The 18,420-nt window shown below is 65.5% G+C and carries 15 protein-coding genes; 2 read left to right on the top strand and 13 right to left on the bottom strand.

Annotation, left to right across the window (positions count from 1 at the left end):
• Positions 1-215: 215 nt before the first annotated feature.
• From J2X41_RS01255 to J2X41_RS01310, 12 genes are all read right to left on the bottom strand, one after another.
• Complete coding sequence (locus J2X41_RS01255) at positions 216-2,507, bottom strand: TonB-dependent receptor (RefSeq protein WP_310078989.1); 2,292 nt, start codon at positions 2,505-2,507, stop codon at positions 216-218.
• A gap of 385 nt (positions 2,508-2,892) precedes the next feature.
• Positions 2,893-4,341: an APC family permease gene (locus J2X41_RS01260; RefSeq protein WP_310078991.1), complete on the bottom strand. Its 1,449-nt coding sequence runs from the start codon at positions 4,339-4,341 to the stop codon at positions 2,893-2,895.
• A gap of 3 nt (positions 4,342-4,344) precedes the next feature.
• Positions 4,345-5,037: a sulfite exporter TauE/SafE family protein gene (locus tag J2X41_RS01265; RefSeq protein ID WP_310078993.1), complete on the bottom strand. Its 693-nt coding sequence runs from the start codon at positions 5,035-5,037 to the stop codon at positions 4,345-4,347.
• 12 nt (positions 5,038-5,049) lie between these two features.
• On the bottom strand, positions 5,050-7,005 hold the full coding sequence (locus J2X41_RS01270; protein WP_310078995.1) for a primary-amine oxidase: 1,956 nt from the start codon (positions 7,003-7,005) through the stop codon (positions 5,050-5,052).
• Positions 7,006-7,136: 131 nt separating this feature from the next.
• On the bottom strand, positions 7,137-7,904 hold the full coding sequence (locus J2X41_RS01275; RefSeq protein ID WP_310078996.1) for a TetR/AcrR family transcriptional regulator: 768 nt from the start codon (positions 7,902-7,904) through the stop codon (positions 7,137-7,139).
• 634 nt (positions 7,905-8,538) lie between these two features.
• Positions 8,539-10,098 (bottom strand): glutamine-hydrolyzing GMP synthase, encoded by a 1,560-nt coding sequence (guaA, locus tag J2X41_RS01280; RefSeq protein ID WP_310078998.1) that lies wholly within the window; start codon positions 10,096-10,098, stop codon positions 8,539-8,541.
• Positions 10,099-10,203: 105 nt separating this feature from the next.
• Positions 10,204-11,484, bottom strand: a complete 1,281-nt coding sequence (locus J2X41_RS01285) for an RsmB/NOP family class I SAM-dependent RNA methyltransferase (RefSeq protein WP_310079000.1) — start codon at positions 11,482-11,484, stop codon at positions 10,204-10,206.
• Positions 11,485-11,492: 8 nt separating this feature from the next.
• Positions 11,493-11,888 (bottom strand): MAPEG family protein, encoded by a 396-nt coding sequence (locus tag J2X41_RS01290; RefSeq protein ID WP_404979856.1) that lies wholly within the window; start codon positions 11,886-11,888, stop codon positions 11,493-11,495.
• A gap of 3 nt (positions 11,889-11,891) precedes the next feature.
• The gene (gene guaB, locus J2X41_RS01295) at positions 11,892-13,355 is read right to left on the bottom strand and encodes an IMP dehydrogenase (protein WP_310079005.1); all 1,464 of its coding nucleotides are present in this window, start codon (positions 13,353-13,355) and stop codon (positions 11,892-11,894) included.
• A 138-nt stretch (positions 13,356-13,493) separates the two neighbouring features.
• Positions 13,494-13,697, bottom strand: coding sequence for a hypothetical protein (locus tag J2X41_RS01300; RefSeq protein WP_310079007.1), 204 nt, complete (start codon positions 13,695-13,697; stop codon positions 13,494-13,496).
• Between the two features lie 256 nt (positions 13,698-13,953).
• Positions 13,954-14,661: an RlmE family RNA methyltransferase gene (locus J2X41_RS01305; RefSeq protein ID WP_028038611.1), complete on the bottom strand. Its 708-nt coding sequence runs from the start codon at positions 14,659-14,661 to the stop codon at positions 13,954-13,956.
• On the bottom strand, positions 14,658-15,785 hold the full coding sequence (locus J2X41_RS01310) for a Ppx/GppA phosphatase family protein (protein WP_310079010.1): 1,128 nt from the start codon (positions 15,783-15,785) through the stop codon (positions 14,658-14,660). Before J2X41_RS01310 ends, J2X41_RS01305 begins: the two co-directional genes overlap by 4 nt.
• Before the next feature lie 160 nt (positions 15,786-15,945).
• On the opposite strand from J2X41_RS01310, the gene hspQ reads away from it, so the two are divergent.
• Both hspQ and phhA read left to right on the top strand, forming a co-directional pair.
• A complete protein-coding gene (gene hspQ, locus J2X41_RS01315; protein ID WP_145687186.1) occupies positions 15,946-16,275 on the top strand; it encodes a heat shock protein HspQ in 330 nt (109 codons plus the stop codon).
• A gap of 81 nt (positions 16,276-16,356) precedes the next feature.
• The gene (gene phhA, locus J2X41_RS01320; RefSeq protein ID WP_310079013.1) at positions 16,357-17,238 is read left to right on the top strand and encodes a phenylalanine 4-monooxygenase; all 882 of its coding nucleotides are present in this window, start codon (positions 16,357-16,359) and stop codon (positions 17,236-17,238) included.
• Here the strand turns inward: phhA and J2X41_RS01325 are convergent.
• On the bottom strand, positions 17,196-18,413 hold the full coding sequence (locus J2X41_RS01325) for an acyltransferase family protein (RefSeq protein WP_310079014.1): 1,218 nt from the start codon (positions 18,411-18,413) through the stop codon (positions 17,196-17,198). The genes phhA and J2X41_RS01325 overlap by 43 nt on opposite strands.
• Positions 18,414-18,420: the final 7 nt, after the last annotated feature.

Below are 18,420 nucleotides of genomic sequence, written 5' to 3' on the forward strand. Positions count from 1 at the left end.
CCGCCTTGGATCTCTATCCATGCTCTTGAGGCTGTCTCGTTCGCGCTCGCCACGTTGATGATCGGCCTGTCCGCCGCCAAGGCGCGGGCCGACAATCCGATCATCCAGATTCGCTTCACGGCCGATCCGGCGGCGTTGGTGCGTGACGGCGTCGTCTCCGCCCGGCCTCTCCCGAGCGAAGACGATGCCGCTTCGATACCTGTCGTTGGCGGACTTCAGTACCGGTACGTCCCCGTGACGCCGAAGGTGCGCGGCTCACCGAGATGTTGATAGTTGAAGCCGAACCCGGCGACGCTGATGCGCGAGGTATAGTAGAACTCGTCAGCGATGTTCTTGGCCCAGACCGCGATCTCAAGGGCTTGGCTGGGCGTTCGATAGGCCACGCGGCCATTGAGCAGGGCATAACTCGATTGAGCTTGGGCATTATTGTTCAGAACATCGAAATATTGCTTGCTGTTGACCACACCATCGAGATGAAGCGTCACCTGCCCCCAAGGCTGGTCGATGGCTTGCCAGTCGCCGGCGAGGCTAAGGCTGACCTTGGGTGCATTCGCCAGCTGGTGGCCATGGACATCGACGCCGCCGACTGAACCCTCGATGATCTTGGAGGATAGAAGCCCCAGCCCACCCGAGAGGGTCAAAGTCCTGAACGGCTTGCCGACGAACTCGATCTCAGCGCCGTAGACTTGCGATTTCGGCAGGTTCTGAAGTTGTTGAGCGGTCGTGATCGGGTCGACGTTGATGAACTGCTGGTTCTTGTAGCTATAATAAAATATGGCGGTGGATAACTGCAGCCTGCGCTCGAAAAACTGCGTCTTCAGGCCCGTCTCCATCGCCTTGAGCGCTTCAGGCTTGGCGACCGTCAATTCCGAAGGGTCGAAGAAGGCCTGGGCGTTGAAGCCGCTGCCGCGATAACCTCGTGAGGCGACCGCGTAGAGCAGGGTTCCCCCGTCAGTCTTGTAATCCAGGCCAAGTTTTCCCGAGAGATCGGTATTGTGAAACCGGGCGCCGGTCGTCGCATCCAGGTCCGTGGTCGATCCAGGAATGAGGTTCATCACCACGACCTCATCGGCGCCGATCGCCTGAGACTTGAACGCGTTCAGCACGCCGCGGTCATCCGTGTAGCGTAGACCCGCCCGCAGCGTCAGGGCCGAGGTCAGCCTATATTGCCCGTCGCTGTAGAAGGCGAGACTGGTCTTCTTCTGATTGAAGCTGTTCTTGATCTGACAGGCGACGGGGAACGCGTCGATGCAGTCCTGACTGTTGATGACACTATCGCCATTAGCGTCGATGTTCTGGTAGATCTTGAAGTTGGTGGAATTGTAGACGAACTCGCGACTGGCGTAGGCGCCGGCGGTCAGCTTCACCCGCGCGGAGCGATCGTAGGAGACCCTCAGGTCCTGCGCGACCTGCCTCACCCGATCGTAGTAGGGGATCTCCAGCGCTTTCAGCGGGCTGCCGTCGGTGTCTTCAGGCACGAAAAGCACCGCCTTGTTGCCCGAGGTGACCGAGGTCACGGTCAGGCCCTCGGCGAGCTTCCAGTTCATGTTCAGCGAAGCCGCTTCAGCCCGGTTCTTGCGGCGAGGCGTGTAGTCCGCCGACAGCGTACGATTGTTCAGACCCGTCCGAAAATCATCGACGTTCGGGTTCGACGCTGGAAACAGCTCGTGAAACGCCGTGTAGACGCCCGCGCCGATCCCCGAGGCGCCGGGATCGGCAAGAATTCCATAGTTCCTCGGATTGGCGTAACTGGCCGACACCCGCAGGATCGCGTCAAAGTTATCGTTCGGCTGGTAGAGGACCGATAGCCGTCCACCAATGTTGCGCGTGGCGTTCAGGTCCGGTCCGTTGGTGTTCTTGAACCAGCCGTCGGCCTGGGCGGCGGAAAAGGCGGCGCGCACGGCGACCTGATCCCCGAAGAAGGTGTTGAAGGCGCCGCTGGCTTCCTTCCGACCATAGTTGCCGTAGCCGACCGTGAGGTCTCCGGAATTTTCGAACGTCGGCTTGTTGGCGATCAGATTGACGGCCCCGCCCGTGGAGTTACGGCCGTAGAGGGTGCCTTGCGGGCCACGCAGCACTTCGATCCGCTCGATATCGAACAGCGAAACGCCGAACTCCGCGAAATTGCCGACGTAGGCCTCGTCATAATAGGTCGCGATCGGACCCGATTGGTTGAGGCTGTAGTCGGACATCGACACGCCCCGCAACGCGAAGATCGGCGTGTCATCACCCACCGTGCCTATGGCATGAAGGTTGGGCGCCGCGCTGGTTAGGTCCGACAGACTGGAGACATGCCGGGCGGTCAGTTGCGCCGCGCCGAGGGCGGTGATGGAGATCGGAACGTCGCTGAGCTTTTCCGAGCGCTTCTGCGCCGTCACCACCACCTCCGTCACCGTCTCCGCCACGGCGGCGTTCGGCGGTTTCGGAGCGACCGCCTGGGCTTGCACGAGAGCAGGCGCCAAGGTGACCAGGAAACCGGCCGCCAACGGCCCAGACTTGAACTTCATTTCAATCCCCCTTCAGAAATCCGTCGGCTCGCGCCGCTCAACGCGACCAGGCGTCAGTACAGCTCGGCGGGTGGTCAGCTCCGCACGGCTCGATCCACGGTCAGCGGATGGTTCGGCGGGGATAGCTCGGCGCGCCTCTTGGCCTTCCGAGCATCGACTTTCCCGTCGGTCCTGAGGAAAGGGTTAGGTAGGGACACAATATCGGTCAATTGCCAAACTTTGGTCGAATGACCGATATTCTTCACTGCCTCTTTGGGGGCGCGAGGCGCCTGAAGCATCGGCATAAATTCGCGGATTTCGCTCGGGTCCAGAACCACGCGGCGTCTGCACAAACGGCCGAAAGAGCACCCCTGCTCGGGCCGAAGGACAACCTTCGCGCCGAGCGTCAGGAAATCTCGGCCGACACCGCCTGGTCGGAGAAGGCGAGCCTTGCATAGTGCTCTGGCCGAGACACACGCATCCGACGGGCCATCCCATAGCCGGCGGCCGCGACCGCCAACACAAGCAGGGGAAGGATCATGACCGCCTTGGACGTGCTTCCCGACAGCAGCGGAAGGTTGACGATGGACAGGACCAGCGCGCCGCCAAGCCCAAGGGCGCTTCCCAGAGGCGCGACGACCCGCCGGAAAAAGCCGACATCGCGAGGGTCGGACCTGAAGAACCCCAACACGGCGACGGAGGTGAGACACTGGATCGCCAGGATCCCCAAGCTCGCAAAGGCGCCCGCCCAGGCGAACAGCTGACCGTAGGGGTCAAGGCGCAACAGGGCGCCAAGGCCGATCGCCGCGACCGTGGCGAGGGTCTGCACCAGACCCGCGACGTGCGGCGACAGATGAACGGGGTGAACAGCCGCCAGGGAGGAATGGCAGAGCTTCTCGTGGGCCATCGACGAAAGATAGCGGGCGATCGTCGCATGAAAGGAGAGGACGCAAGCGAACACGCTGGTGAGTAGGAGCAGATCGGCCGCGATCCGAGCCGGCCCGCCAAGCAGGGCGGATATGACGTCGAGATAGAAACCGCCGGGATTTGCTTTGGCCACGGCCGCAACGTTCCCGGCTCCGTAGTGGATCAGGATCGTCCAGGTGCTGAAGGCGTAGAACAGCGCGATCAGCAGCACCGCGGCGTAGGTCGCGCGGGGAATTGTCCGCTTTGGGTCGCGAGCTTCTTCGCCAAAGATGACCGTGGCCTCGAAACCGATGAAGGACGAGACCACGAAGACCAAGGTCACGCCGAGCCCCGGCCCGAACAGATGGGAGAACGACGACGCCGCCGCCGGCGCCGCTCCAAGGCCTTCGCGACCCAGGATCGCGGCGCCCAGGGCGATCAGCACGGCGACCTCGCAAGCCATGCAGACGGCGAGAACCCAGCCGCTGAACGTCACGGCTCGGCGACCGCACCAGTGCACGATCCCGGCGGCGACGATCGACGCCAGCCACCAGGGCAGGTTCAGCTGAAACAGATCCATCGCGGCCTGGTGGGCGAAGAATCCGAGCAGGCCGTAGGCTCCGACGGCGATCGCCTGGTAGGAGGCCAGCGCCATGACCGCGGTCGCAACGCCGGCCTCCCGCCCCAGCCCTTGCGCCACATAGGCGTAGAAGCCGCTTGAGGTGGCGATGAACCGGCTCATCGCCGTGAAGCCGACGCTGAAGAGCAGGTAGAAGGCGCCGACGAGGAGAAACGCCGCCGGCACCCCCGGTCCGGTTCCGAAGGCGAAGGCCGCCGTCGACGGGCCGACCACGGCCGTGAGCGGGGCGGCGGCGGCCACGACGAAGAAGACGATGTGGGCCGAGCCGACCGCGTTGCGGCGCAGTCCGGTGGATCCGCGATCAACCATGATTCATGGGCCTTTGCAGAGGGTGCGATAGAAGTCCGGGCTGGCCACCAGAAGCGACAGGGGCGCCAGCGCGACGAGGACAAATCCAAGGACGAGGCGTCGCCGCGGCTGGGGCGCCCTGCCCCCCGAGCTCTTCAACATGGCGAAGGCGGCCCACCAGGCCGCGCCCAGGGCCGGCATCGTCCCGAGCGCAAACGCCGCCATGTAAGCCGCGCCACGCAGCGGGCTTCCGGTGAGGCTAGCATTGAAGAGCGCGAGGTAGACCATGCCGCATGGCATCAGGCTCCAGCCGAGGCCGGCGAGCAAAGGGCGAAGTCGCCCCTCGCCTCCGATAAAGGGCATCGGCCGCAAACGAGGCAGCCATCGGTCGGCCAAGCGTGGCGTCGGCGCGAAGCCCACGATCGAAAGACCGGTCCAGACCAGTACGCCGGCGGCGAGCCAGCGCATGACCGGGTTCAGCCCCGCCAGGTTGAGCAGTGCGCCCAAGCCGCCGCCGCTGAGGCCCACCAGGCTTCCGCCGATCGTGTAGCCCAGCATGCGGCCGCCATGGATGCCGACGACGCTCGACCATCTTGCCGTCGTCGAGCGGGACGTCGGCGTCAGCAGGGCGAACGAGACGCCCGAGCAGACGCCGACGCAATGGGCGCTGCTTGCCAGGCCGGTGAGGAAGCCCGCAAGGAGATCGAGGCCTTCCATCGCCGACGCCGCCTATGACGACGCGCTGGCGCAGCAACTCGCCTTGTTGGTCGCGGGCGGAAGATCGATGGCCGGGTTCTGGTCGAAGAACCCTGTCGGCATCAACTTGAACCCCGTCGTGATGCAGGGCTGGACGGGGAAATCTTCGATCCGCACGGGATGGTGCAGACCGAACACGTGCCATAGGACGATATCGGCGTTTTCAATCGGCCGGTCCTTGGCGACGAAACTGGGCAGGCCGCCCTCCCCCGTCGAGTGGTTCATGTACTCGCCGGCGGGATATCGTTCCTCGGGATCGAAGGCTGTAACCCACAGATGGTTCTGCACGAAGCCCGCGCGCCGACCCGAGTAGCTGTCGGCACGCACGAACGGCGTAACGGCGTGGGACGCTTCCAACTTATAGGCCGTCGGCGCGCCGACACGGTTGCGAGCGTTGGGGTTGATGACCTTCCAGTACCGCATGGTTTCCGGATTGGCCCGACGGCAGGCCGCCAGTTCTGTCTTCAGCACGGTCGGCTCGTCGTAGAACGCGTTCCCATAGGGATTTTCCAGTCCCTCGGGTTCCGCGTAGCTGTTGCACTCGACGATGCTGTTCGCGTCGCCGTCCACGGCCATGTCCAGCCTGGCGCAGAAAATGTGCTGGTGGATGTGCCCGACCAGGCCCGGCGCGACTTCCGTGCCGTACTTGCCCGGATGGCCCGGCAGACAGGCGGCTGTATTGATGATGCCCGTCGCCTTGATCTCGAACTCGATGGTTCCGTCGAGGAACAGGTACCAATAGAGGGCGTATTCGTAATTTCCGACGGTGGCGATGGTTGAAATGACCAGCTTGCGCGCCCGCCGGACTTCAGTCCGTTCCGTGCGGAAATCCGTGTGTTTCCACAGAAGGCCGGAGTCTTCTTCATGGATGCAGATCGCTTGCTTGATCGTCATCACCGAGCCATCCATCTGGTTCAGGTGGACGTCGAGATATTCGATGGCGCCCAGACAGTCGCAGCCCAGGGTCAATGCGTTCGCCAGTTTTCCGACGCCGTATTCCCCGATGTCGAACACATGCTTTCGGAAATGGCCGTTGTCGGGCGTTCCGTACGGCACGACCATCTCGACAAGCGACGCACGATAGAGGATGGGCCGGCCGCCATAGCGGATGTCGTGGAGGGTCAGAGCTTCACGGGCGTTGAAGCCGACGACGAGCGACCACCTGTCCCAGGTGAGCACGCCGTCTGTAATCTGGAAGTCGACCCCTTCGGGTTGGGTCACGTTGATCGGCTTGGGCGCGGCGCGATCAGACGCCAGGAGCGGGGCCTCGTAGTTCACTTCGGTCATCGGGATTGGCACGACGCCGTAGTCGTCGACCCGGATGACCTGGCCGCTGGTCAAGTCGACCACGGCGTTCAAGCCCTCGATCGGATGGGCGTAGAAGTTCTCGTTTTCGTAGAGCCGCAGCCAGGCGAAGACGTGGCAAAGGTGCCGTCCCTCTTCGCCGGGAACGTCGAAATTCCCCGCTGACCAGGGATCTATGCAGACCCGCGCCATGTCCGTGACGCCGCGCTTGGCGCAGCCTTCGATGAAGCGCGGATCCGCGCGGACGATATCCTCGATCGGCATGAACTGCTCGAGTTGGATCATCGGTCGCTGATCGGGAAAATGCTCCTGCGAAAGGACGCGGCCTTCGGTGATCGAGACGGTCATGCGGGTGACCCCGACGCGGTCGGCGTCAAAAAGATTCACCCGCGCCGCCCGGCCAATGGCGTCGCCGGACTTGAAGGCTCGGACCTCGCTTTTAGGCGGCTCCAAGAGTTCGATCGTCTCGAAGCGCGATCGCTCCGTACAGATAGGAGAGGCGCGCACAATCGACACGACGGCGGCGATTTCGCCTGGCGCGAGCGGCGACAACGGATGCCACACCGCACAGGCCTGGTCCTTCAGCGCATCCGCCTCGCCAGAAACTACAGCCATATCCGTCATTCGCCGTTCTCCCTCGGCCGAGCAGTCCAGCCTCATTTCCGGACGCTTGACCAATCTTTGACAATCGTCAAGCTTTTCGGCGTCAAGAAGGCGTCTGATCGCGCGGGTGAGCACGGCTGCAGCGCTGAGGGCTATTTTTTCCGCGCCGCTCTTTGTTTTGCTTCCGGCGAGGGTGCCTGAGCTCGGCTCGACTTGGGTTCTGGTTTGAGCTCGACCGGGAGCGCCCACGGCGAGGCGCCCGAGTCCAGATCACCCAACTGGCCGGGTTCGAGAGTCTTGATCAAGTCGATGAAGCTGCGGCAGGCCAGGCGTTCGAGCCAAGGCATTCTTGGCTGCCAGGGCTTCTCATAGCCCGCGAAGATGGTGAGACCTTCCATGGAAGCCGAGATGAAAAGCGCCAAGGTTTCGCGCTCGTTCTCGGGCAGCGCTGGGTTTAGCTCGGCGATGAGTTGATTCAGCTTCGCCCGGGCGCGCCGATACATCGCGTCGACACGAGTCTGGACGGTCGGATCAACGTTCGCCAGCGCCCACAGCTCGGGGAAGATCCGCGTCGTCTTTTTGGTCGTGATATCGGCGAGGATCAGCCCGACATAGGTTTCGAGACGCCGTTCGGCGGATTCCCCAGGCTCGCGACCGATCTCCGCGAAGGCGTCTTCATAGGCGCCGATGATGGCGTCGAGCAGGGCCGAGATAAGCTCGTCCTTCGAGCGGAAATAGTAGTTAAGATTGCCGACCTGCAGACCGCATTCGGAAGCGATCCGGCGCAACGTCAGGGCCGCGCAGCCTTCTTCGACAAGGACTCTGTGGGCGGCCCGTAAGATCTGCTCGATGCCCTCCTGTCCTCGGGCATAGCCCTCGCGGGGCGTGATCTTCAAGTCTGGAACCGTGAACTTCGACAAGCCTGTAGTCCTTACCAGCAGCCGGCCGACAACCGGAAGGCGTCGAGCCGGCGAAGCCTAATTCGCTCGGCTCCTGACGCTCAACCTAAGCCAGGCCGTCCGGCAGGGCTTTGAAATTCGAATTCAGCAACCATCGGGCAAGTCGCACCGCGTCTCACCATCGCCGAACAAAGCCAGCCATACATATATTCGATCTTGGCGATTGCCAAAGCTTTGATGAACGTCAAAGATTCAATCTCGTGCGCTCCCGACACCTGCCTGGGTCCGTCGCGCCTCGCGAAAATTCAAGTTCTCAGGGAAGCTCAAGCACACCTTTACCGACCTATAAGCGCCTGCGTTGGTTCGGCTCGCGTTAGGTTCGGACGGCCAGCCATTGCTTCGAATAGCGGCCAGCCAACACCATGGCGCGCCTCGATGGACCGAGCCTTTGCGGCGCGATCGCATCAAAATCGCCGATTGCCCGTCTTTCCACGCCACACTATCACGCGGCATTCGCACCGCTTTACGTCACCCAGCAATGGGATCTTAGTTGGCTTCAGGTCACCGGACGACATGTGTTGCGCCCCTGATGGGTCATTTGAAATTGAGGCCTGCGAGCGGCGCGATATTGAGTTGATGTGGTATTATATTACCGTCACTCCCACTCGATCGTGCCGGGCGGCTTTGACGTGACGTCGTAGACGACCCGGTTGACGCCGCGGACCTCGTTGATGATCCGGGTGGCGGTCTTGCCCAGCACGTCCCAGGGGAACTCGAAGAAGTCGGCGGTCATGCCGTCGGTCGAGGTGACGGCGCGCAGGGCCAGGACGTTTTCGTAGGTGCGGGCGTCGCCCATGACTCCCACGGTCTTGACGGGAAGCAGCACGGCGAAGGCTTGCCAGATCTTGTCGTACAGGCCCGCCTTGCGGATCTCTTCCAGGTAGATGGCGTCGGCGTCCTGCAGGACCTTGACCTTCTCGGGCGTGATCTCGCCGGGGATGCGGATGGCCAGGCCCGGGCCGGGGAACGGGTGGCGGCCGACGAAGGCCGGAGCCAGGCCCAGCTCGACGCCCAAGGCGCGGACCTCGTCCTTGAACAGCTCGCGCAGCGGCTCGACCAGCTTCAGCTTCATGTAGTCGGGCAGGCCGCCGACATTGTGGTGGCTCTTGATCACCGCCGAGGGGCCGCCGCGGGCCGAGACGCTCTCGACCACGTCGGGATAGAGCGTGCCCTGGGCCAGGAACGCCGCGCCTTCGATCTTGGCCGCTTCCTTGTCGAAGACCTCGATGAACAGCCTGCCGATGGTCTTGCGCTTGGTCTCTGGGTCGCTGACCCCGGCCAGCTCGCCCAGGAACAGGTCGCCGGCGTCCACGTGGATCAGCGGAATGTTGTAGTGGTCGCGGAACAGGGTGACGACCTGATCGGCCTCGTTCTTGCGCAGCAGGCCGGTGTCGACGAACACGCAGGTCAACTGGGCGCCGATCGCCTCGTGGATCAGCACGGCGGCCACCGAGCTGTCGACGCCGCCCGACAGGCCGCAGATCACCTTGCCGGTCCCGACCTGGTCGCGGATCTTTTGGACCATCTCCTGGCGGAACGCCGCCATGGTCCAGTCGCCCTTCAGGCCGGCCAGGGCCAGGAAGTTCTTGTAGATCCGCGAGCCGTTGACCGTGTGCACCACCTCGGGGTGGAACTGGACGGCGTAGATCTTCCTCGCGTCGTTGACGATGGCGGCGAACGGCGCGCCGGTCGAGGTGGCGATCACCTCGAAGCCTTCCGGAATGGCGGTGACGCGGTCGCCGTGGCTCATCCAGACGGTTTCCGGCTCGCCGACGCTGGCCAGCCCCTGGAACAGCGGGCTTGGCTTGCCGATGGTCAGTTCGGCGCGGCCGAACTCGCCGGCGTGGCCGCCCTCGACCTTGCCGCCCAGCACGTCGCACAGCAGCTGCTGGCCGTAGCAGATCGCCAGCATCGGCACGCCCAGGTCAAAGAGCTTGCGGCCGATGCGCGGACTGTCCTCTTCCAGCACGCTGGCCGGACCGCCCGATAGGATGATCGCCGAAGGCTTATAGTCGTCGACCAGGGTCTCGGCCTTGTCGAACGGATGGATCTCGCAATAGACGCCGGCCTCGCGCACCCGGCGCGCGATCAGCTGGGTCACCTGGCTGCCGAAATCGACGATCAGGACGCGCTGGTGATGGGGTTCGGCGGTCATGGGCGGCAGCTCTCCAGCGTCATTGTTTCGGTTCGGTCTCCCTGTCGGGAGCAATCTCATTCTTTGCGAGCCCTTTCGTCCCAACCGTGAGCGGTCGGGCGGGCTCTAGGGCGCGTACGACCCGCGCTCGATCACCGCGGCGAAGAAGCCGTCGGTGCCGGCTCGATGCGGGGTCAAGCGCAGATAGCCTTCCGGCGTCAGGTGCCGTTCGACGCCCGCCAGGGTGATCGGCTTGACCGAGAATCCCGGATGGCGCTCGACGAAGGCCGCCACGCGGTCCTCATTCTCCTCGGCCAGCAGCGAGCAGGTAACGTAGATCAGGCGGCCGCCCGGCTTCACGAAGTCGGCGGCGTCGGCCAGCACGGCGTCCTGCTCGATCTGGCGCTTGGCCAGCTGGTCGGGCGACAGACGCCACTTGGCGTCGGGGTGGCGGCGCCAGGTGCCCGAGCCGGTGCACGGGGCGTCGACGAACACCAGGTCCAGCTTGCCTTCGAGGCCCTTCAACGGCTCACCCTCGATCGGCGAGCGGATCTGCAGGTTGCGGACCCCTGCCCTCTGGCCGCGGCGAATGGTGTCGGCCAGGCGACGGGCGTCGCTGTCGTGGGCGTAGATCTGGCCGCTGTTGCCCATGGCCGCGGCCAAGGCCAGGGTCTTGCCCCCGCCCCCAGCGCAGAAATCCAGCACCTGCTTGCCCTTGATCAGCCCGGCCGTGGCGGCGGCGATCTGCGAGCCGAGGTCCTGGACCTCGAACCAGCCCTTGGAGAAGGCCGGCACGGCCTCGACCGACGGCGTGCGGTCGGCGGCGCCTGGCGCGGGGATGCGGAAGGCGGTGTCCAGCACACCGGCCGGCTCGGCTCCGATCAGGGCCACGGCCTTGCCGCCGCGCTCGACGTCGGTCTTCAGGAGGTTGATGCGCAGGTCCACGGGCGCGCGCTCGGCCAACGCGGCCATCTCGGCGCCGTGGTCGGCGCCCAGGGCGCGCGCCAGGTGCGGCTGCAGCCAGTCGGCGTAGTCGCCGGCAACCGGGGCCGGCGCGTCGGCCAGGGACCGGGGCGAGACCAGGCGCTCGCGCTCGGCGTCGGTCAGGGCGCCGGGGCCGTGGTCCTCGCCGGCGGCTTCGGCGATACGGTCCAGCGACCACTTCCAGTCCTGGGCCAGCACGCCCAGCACCACGCCGCGCGGGCTATCGTCGCCCATCATCCAGCCCAGCGAGCGCTTGCGACGCAGGGCGTCCAGCGCCAGGCCCGACACGAAGGCGCGGTCCTTGGATCCCGCATAGCGGGCGCTCTCGCCCCAGCGCTTCAGCGCCATCCGTACGGGGAAATGACGCGTCTCGATCTCGGTCAGGACCTCGATCGCCGCTGCTAGTCTGCCGCCGTCGCGCATATTTGCTTTCAGATCACCAAGGCCGCCAGGATCAGGCCGATGCCGATCAGGGAAGCCAGCCAGACCAGCGAGCGGATGACCGGCACGCCGAAGGCATAGAGAAAGATGTAGATCGCCCGCGCGCCGACATAGAGCACCGCTCCATGGGCTGAGAGCATGCCCAGCCGACCGCCTAGATAGGCGACCAGCACGGCGGCGGCGAAGAGCGGGAAGGTCTCGCGGAAATTGGCGAACGCGCGCTCAAGGCGCCCCGCCATGCCCGTCAGCACCACCGGCGTGTCGCGAGGGCCCACGTTCCACTTCAGACCGCGCTGCGGCTGGGCGGCCGCGGCCGCCCAGAGCAGGTGGACCAGGCCGATCACGACGGCCCAGCCCAGCATCTGAAGTTCGAGCGCCATCCGCACCGGCTAGACCGCGCTCGGATAGTTCGGCGCTTCCCGGGTGATCATCACGTCGTGGACATGGCTCTCCCGCAGGCCGGCGCCGGTGATCCGTACGAAGCGGGCCCGCTTCTGGAACTCCAGGATATCCGGCGCGCCGACATAGCCCATGGCCGCCCGCAGGCCGCCGACCAGCTGGTGCAGCACCGGGGCGATCGGGCCCTTGAACGGCGTTTGCCCTTCAATGCCTTCCGGCACCAGCTTGAAGCTGTCGGTGATGTCCTTCTGGAAGTAGCGGTCGGCCGAGCCGCGGGCCATGGCGCCTACCGAACCCATGCCGCGATAGCTCTTGTACGAGCGGCCCTGGTACAGGAACACCTCGCCGGGCGCCTCTTCGGTGCCGGCGAACATCGAGCCCATCATGGCGGTCGAGGCCCCCGCCGCGATGGCCTTGGCCAGGTCGCCGGAATATTTGATGCCGCCGTCGGCGATCACCGGCGTGCCGCTCTCGCGGGCCGCGCGGACGGCTTCGGCGATGGCGGTCAGCTGCGGCACGCCCACCCCCGCGACGATGCGGGTGGTGCAGATGCTGCCCGGGCCGATGCCGACCTTGACCGCGTCGGCGCCGGCGTCGATCAGGGCGCGGGCGGCGTCGTAGGTGGCGATGTTGCCGGCCACGATCTGCACGCGGTTGGCTTCGCGCTTCAGGCGGCTGACCGCCTGGGCGACCTGGCTGGAGTGGCCGTGGGCGGTGTCGATGACGACCACGTCGACGCCGGCGTCGACCAGGCCCATCGAGCGCTCGAAGCCGGCGTCGCCGACGGTCGAGGCGGCGCCGACCAGCAGCCGGCCCTTGTCGTCCTTGGCCGCCAGGGGGTGGGCCTGGGCCTTCTCGATGTCCTTGACGGTGATCAGGCCGACGGCGCGATAGGCGTCGTCGACGACGATCAGGCGTTCGATCTTGTGCTTGCGCAGCAGCTCGCGCGCCTCGCGGTGATCGATACCTTCCGACACCGTGATCAGGTTCTCGCGGGTCATCAGCGCCGAGGCCGGCACCTTGTCGTCGCCCTCGAAGCGCATGTCGCGGTTGGTCAGGATGCCGACCAGCTTGCCGCTCTTGGCCTCGACCACGGGGAAGCCCGAGATCTTGCGGCGAGCCTTGATCTCGCGGATCTCGGCCAGGGTGGTGTCGGGATTGATGGTCAGCGGATTGATGACCATGCCGCTTTCGTAGCGCTTCACTTCGCGCACGTGGTCGGCTTGTTCCTCGACCGTCAGGTTGCGGTGCAGGATGCCCATGCCGCCGGCCTGGGCCATGGCGATGGCGAGCCGGCTTTCGGTGACCGTGTCCATGGCGGCAGACACGAGCGGAATGTTCAGACTGATTTCACGCGTGAACTTGGTCTCGGTCGTCACCTGGGTAGGCATGACGTCTGACGGACCGGGTTCGAGCAAAACGTCGTCGAAGGTGAGCCCTTCGCGAATCTCCATTGGAGTCTCCATTTTGCGAGCCGCGTATACCTATGCAGGGCCGTCGTGTCGACCTGATTTGGCGGCATAAATGGTGACGAGGGGGCCGGAAGTTCAGGGTCGGCGGCGTCGAACGAGGCTCGACGCCGCCGGATCGCCTCAGGGAATGGGCTTGGCGCCGGGCGCGGAGCACTTGGCGAACTTGCCCTTGGCGTCCTTGCACTTGACCGGCTTGGCCGGGGCGGCGGCCGGACACTTGGTGAACTTGCCCTTGGCGTCCTTGCAGGGCGCGGCGAAGGCGGACGGCGAGGAGGCCGCCAGTCCAATGGCGAGAGCGACGGCGATACTGAGCGATTTTGACATCTAACGGCCTCTCGTGGTGACGCGTCGAATACGCCTGACGATGGTCACGCGCAGAATCTCGTCACCACAAGAGTTCGAAATGCAAATTTCGTCCCGCAGTCAGTTTCAGTGGGGAAAAGACAAGGAAAACACATCCAATGGAGGATTTAATTTCCTTGCAATCTGACCGATCTCTTCTTGGGCGAGATCCGAACATGCGAATTCAATTTAGACGTTATTTTATAAGCTCGAAATATCGGGAACTCCTTGGGGCGCTCTACCGCCCCTTGAACCCCGTCGCCACGAGGAAGACCTCCGAGCTGTCGCTACGGCTGGCCTTGGGCTTGAAGTGCACGACCTTGTCGAAGTGCTTCTTGAGCTGGGCGATCACCGCCGCAGTCTCGCCGCCCTGGAAGGCCTTGGCGACGAAGGCGCCGCCGGGCTTGAGCACCTCAATGGCGAAGTCGGCGCCGATCTCGATCAGGCCGACGATCCGCAGGTGGTCGGTCTCGCGGTGACCGACGGTGTTGGGCGCCATGTCCGACATCACCAGGTCCGGCGCGCCGCCCAGCAGCTCCAGCATTTTCGGCGGGCAGGCCGGGTCGGTGAAGTCCATCTCCAGGATATGGGCCGGCGCCACCGGGTCGACCGGCAGCAGGTCGACGCCGACGATGTCGGTCACCCCGCGCTCGGTGGCCATCTGCAGCCAGCCACCCGGCGCGCAGCCCAGGTCGATGACCTTCGCGCCCTTCTTGAAGAACCGGTACTTGTCGTCGATCTCGCTGATCTTGAACGCCGCGCGGCTGCGATAACCCAGGGCGCGGGCCTTGGCTGAGAACGGGTCGTTGATCTGGCGCTCCAGCCAGGCCTGCTGCGAGGGCGTGCGGCCGAACGCGGTCTTCAGCCGCGCCGGCTTGGCCCGGCCGCTCTCGTTGCCGCCGGCCGGCGGCTTGACCATGCGCTTGCGGGGAGGTTCGTCGTTCATGCGTTCACCGTCGAGGGGCGGGACGACCGACCCGCGCCGCCTCGCCGACGCCGGCGCGGCTTTTGCTGTTGATCGGACATCAGGGACATCAGGAGCCCCTCTCTAAGCCCCCGATCGGCGACACGCACGCGCGAACACGGCCAAAGCTCCTGCACGGCCTGCAGGATCGCCGCTCCGGCCAGCACCAGATCGGCGCGATCGGCGCCGATACAAGGCTCCAGGGCCCGCTCCCGGGCGGTCAGGGTCAGCAGGCGATCGGCGGCCGCCTCGCACTCGTGGCGCTGCATCCACAAGCCGTCGACGATGTTGCGGTCGTAGCGCGGCAGCCCCAGGTGCAGGCCGGCCAGGCTGGTGATCGCGCCGGAGGTGCCGACCATGTGGGCGCGGCCGTTCTCGAACAGTCGCCGCATCGGCTCGGCGTGCGGAAAGGCCTCGATCCGCGCCTTGACCGCGTCGACCATGGCCCGGAACCAGCCCTCCTCCACCCGCTCGCCTTCGGGAAAGCGCTCGGCCAGGGTGACCACGCCGATCGGGATCGACAGCCAGGCCTTGATCGGCAGCTTCCAGGCCGCGAACTGGCGCGGCTTGCTGTCCAGCCCGCCGCCCTTGAGGTCCACCCACGACAGTTCGGTCGAGCCGCCGCCGACATCGACCACCAGGGCGGCCTCGGCGTCGCGGTCGAACAGGCTCATGCAGCCGGCCACCGACAGTTGGGCTTCTTCCTTGGGGGTGATGATCTGCAGCCGAAGGCCGGTCTCCTCGGCGACGCGGCGCACGAAGTCGGGACCATTGGTCGCACCCCGGCAGGCCTGAGTGGCCACGGCCTTCACGCGCACCACCTTGCGGCGGCGAATCTTCTCGGCGCAGACCTTCAGGGCGGCCATCGAGCGGTCCATGGCCTCGTCCGAGAGCTGACCCGTCTGGGAAAGCCCCTCGCCCAGACGCACGATGCGGGAATAGGCCTCGACGACGCGAAAGCCGCGCGGCGAGGGCGTCGCCACCAGCAGGCGGCAGTTGTTCGTACCCAGGTCGAGCGCCGCATAGCACGACTGCTCGCCCGGCGGCCGGCGCCGGCCCGAGCCCGAAGGCTGAGGCGCGCCGGGCGCTCTCGGCGCCTCCGACATGGTCGTTCCACCTTGTCTCGCAGGCGATTCATGCCGAACCACCTCACTTCGGAAGCGAGCATAGCGGCGAGATTCCCGCGCCGGAAGGCCTCGCCTTGTTATCCGATGACGGAAGTCTACGTTCAGGTTCTAGTCAGGAGACTCGTGTAGGCTGCTCGACATGAATTCGAGACTTGCCAAATTCGCGATCGGCCAGGTGGTCAAGCACCGGATCTTCCCGTTCCGGGGCGTGGTGTTCGACGTCGACCCGGTGTTCGCCAACACCGAGGAGTGGTGGAACTCCATCCCCGAGGACATCCGGCCGACCAAGGACCAGCCGTTCTACCACCTGCTGGCCGAGAACGACGACAACACCTATGTCGCCTATGTCTCCGAACAGAACCTGCTGGCCGACGAGACCGGCGAGCCGGTGGGCCATCCCCAGGCGGCGGTGATCTTCGAGAGCTTCGACCACGGCGCCTACAAGCTTCGCCCCCGGATCTCGCACTAGGCGCAAGCTCTCTCCGGACGATCCTGGTTCTCGCGCAAAATCCGAACGGAACTTGCCGCGAGACGGGCGTAACGTCGCTTCATGAGCGCAGACGGTTTTAGCAGCGGCCCGCCTCCCGGCGCGGCCGCCGATTGGACGATCGACCAGGGCTGGGAAAACTATTCCCAGGCCGAGCACGACGTCTGGATCACCCTCTACGAACGCCAGACCGCCCTGCTCCCGGGCCGGGCCTGCGATGCCTTCCTGCGCGGCCTCGACGCCCTGGACCTGCACCGGTCGGGCATTCCCGACTTCCGGCGGATCAACGAGGAGCTCCAGCGCCTGACCGGCTGGAGCGTGGTCGCCGTGCCGGGCCTGGTGCCCGACGACGTGTTCTTCGACCACCTGGCCAATCGCCGGTTCCCGGCCGGCCAGTTCATCCGCAAGCCCGACCAGTTGGACTACCTGCAGGAGCCCGACGTCTTCCACGACGTGTTCGGTCACGTGCCGATGCTGACCGACCCGGTGTTCGCCGACTATATGCAGGCCTACGGCCAGGGCGGCCGGCGGGCCTTGAGCCTGGGCCGGCTGGCCAACCTGGCCCGGCTCTACTGGTACACGGTCGAGTTCGGGCTGATGGAGACCCCCGCGGGCCTGCGCATCTACGGCGCCGGCATCGTCTCCTCCCGCGCCGAGTCGATCTTCGCCCTCGACGACCCCTCCCCCAACCGGCTGGGCTTTGACCTCGAACGGGTGATGCGCACCCCCTACCGGATCGACGATTTCCAGCAGGTCTATTTCGTCATCCCGTCGATCCAGACCCTGCAGGAGGTCACCCTGCGCGACTTCGGGCCGCTGTACGACCGGCTGGCCGGCGCCAGCGACCTCGGCATCGCCGAGATCACCAGCGCCGACCGGGTGATCACCGCCGGGACCCAGGCCTATGCGAAGACCGGCGGGCGGCTGGCCTCGGCGGGCGGCTGACCTTTCAGGCCGAACAGGAGCCGAACTCCGGGGATCCGCCGGACGATCTCGTAGGTGGCGAAGCAGCCGGCGAAGGTGAAGACGACCAGGATCAGCGCCTCCAGCGGCTGCGGCAGGCCCAGCTTGGCCAGGTGGTGGGCCATCACCACGATCAGGGTCTGGTGCACCAGGTAGAACGGAAACACGCCGAGCGTCAGGTAGCGCAGCGCGGGTCCGCCCCGGTTCAGGTGCTTGGCTCCGAAGCCCAGGATGGCGGCGATCGAGCACCAGGCGTCGGTGGCCTGGACGAAGCGCATGATCGGGCGCAGCCATTCCGGCGGGATCGGCGTGTCGTTGCGATAGACATAGGCGTAGGTCGCCCAGCCCAGATAGCCGGCGATGGCCAGGGCCAAGGCGGGCCAGCGGGCCGCGATCAGCCGCTGGCGCAGCGTTTCGGACTTGGCCAGGCCGAACCCCAGCAGGAAGGCCGAGAACGACACGGCGTGCACGTAGTGGTCGCCGACCAGGGCGTGGGTCTCGCCGAAGCGCGGATAGAGGGTGGCGCGCAGCAGGCCCAGAAACAGGATCGGCCACAGGATCAGGCCGGGGCCACGCAGGGCCGTCTCGGCGGCGGCCTGCAGGTGAGCGCCCAGCCGACGCCAGACCAGCAGCAGGCCCGCCAGCACCAGGGTGTAGAACAGCAGGTAGGCCACGAACCACATGTGGTTCCAGGTCGGGGTGACCAGGCAGCCTTCCGGGGTGCACCAGCGGCCGGAGGCGGTGACGTACTTGGTCCAGAACTCTCCGTAGGAGGTGAAGTGCAGCGACGCGCCCGGATGAGCGGCCACGTATTCGACGATCTGGTAATAGGACTGCGGCGGCACGATCACGAACATCGCGAACAGCAGCGGTGGCAGCAGGCGGGCGATCCGCGCCCCGGTCAGTTTCCCGACCGTGACCTTGTCGGCCATGAACCGGGTCGCCGCGCCCGAAACGAGGAACAGCAGCGTCAGGCGCCAGGGATTGGTCAGGAACATCGCCAATTCCAGTTCCTCGACCGGATGCGGCGACTTCACGTGCCAGTCCCAGGGCACGTAGAACATGCCGACGTGGTACAGAATCAATAGGAAGAACGCGCCGACCCGAATCCAGTCGAGGTCGTAGCGGCGGTCAGGGATCGAAGCGGTCAAGGGCATGACGGGG

It is taken from the genome of Caulobacter sp. BE254, assembly GCF_031457295.1.
Classification (GTDB): Bacteria; Pseudomonadota; Alphaproteobacteria; order Caulobacterales; family Caulobacteraceae; genus Caulobacter.

What these genes read in the sequence shown, in the direction of transcription:
- J2X41_RS01255 (WP_310078989.1), bottom strand. Translation starts at nt 2,507, where the DNA reads ATGAAGTTCAAGTCTGGGCCGTTGGCGGCCGGTTTCCTGGTCACCTTG.
- J2X41_RS01260 (WP_310078991.1), bottom strand. Translation starts at nt 4,341, where the DNA reads ATGGTTGATCGCGGATCCACCGGACTGCGCCGCAACGCGGTCGGCTCG.
- J2X41_RS01265 (WP_310078993.1), bottom strand. Translation starts at nt 5,037, where the DNA reads ATGGAAGGCCTCGATCTCCTTGCGGGCTTCCTCACCGGCCTGGCAAGC.
- J2X41_RS01270 (WP_310078995.1), bottom strand. Translation starts at nt 7,005, where the DNA reads ATGACGGATATGGCTGTAGTTTCTGGCGAGGCGGATGCGCTGAAGGAC.
- guaA (WP_310078998.1), bottom strand. Translation starts at nt 10,098, where the DNA reads ATGACCGCCGAACCCCATCACCAGCGCGTCCTGATCGTCGATTTCGGC.
- J2X41_RS01285 (WP_310079000.1), bottom strand. Translation starts at nt 11,484, where the DNA reads ATGCGCGACGGCGGCAGACTAGCAGCGGCGATCGAGGTCCTGACCGAG.
- guaB (WP_310079005.1), bottom strand. Translation starts at nt 13,355, where the DNA reads ATGGAGATTCGCGAAGGGCTCACCTTCGACGACGTTTTGCTCGAACCC.
- J2X41_RS01300 (WP_310079007.1), bottom strand. Translation starts at nt 13,697, where the DNA reads ATGTCAAAATCGCTCAGTATCGCCGTCGCTCTCGCCATTGGACTGGCG.
- J2X41_RS01305 (WP_028038611.1), bottom strand. Translation starts at nt 14,661, where the DNA reads ATGAACGACGAACCTCCCCGCAAGCGCATGGTCAAGCCGCCGGCCGGC.
- J2X41_RS01310 (WP_310079010.1), bottom strand. Translation starts at nt 15,785, where the DNA reads ATGTCGGAGGCGCCGAGAGCGCCCGGCGCGCCTCAGCCTTCGGGCTCG.
- hspQ (WP_145687186.1), top strand. Translation starts at nt 15,946, where the DNA reads ATGAATTCGAGACTTGCCAAATTCGCGATCGGCCAGGTGGTCAAGCAC.
- phhA (WP_310079013.1), top strand. Translation starts at nt 16,357, where the DNA reads ATGAGCGCAGACGGTTTTAGCAGCGGCCCGCCTCCCGGCGCGGCCGCC.
- J2X41_RS01325 (WP_310079014.1), bottom strand. Translation starts at nt 18,413, where the DNA reads ATGCCCTTGACCGCTTCGATCCCTGACCGCCGCTACGACCTCGACTGG.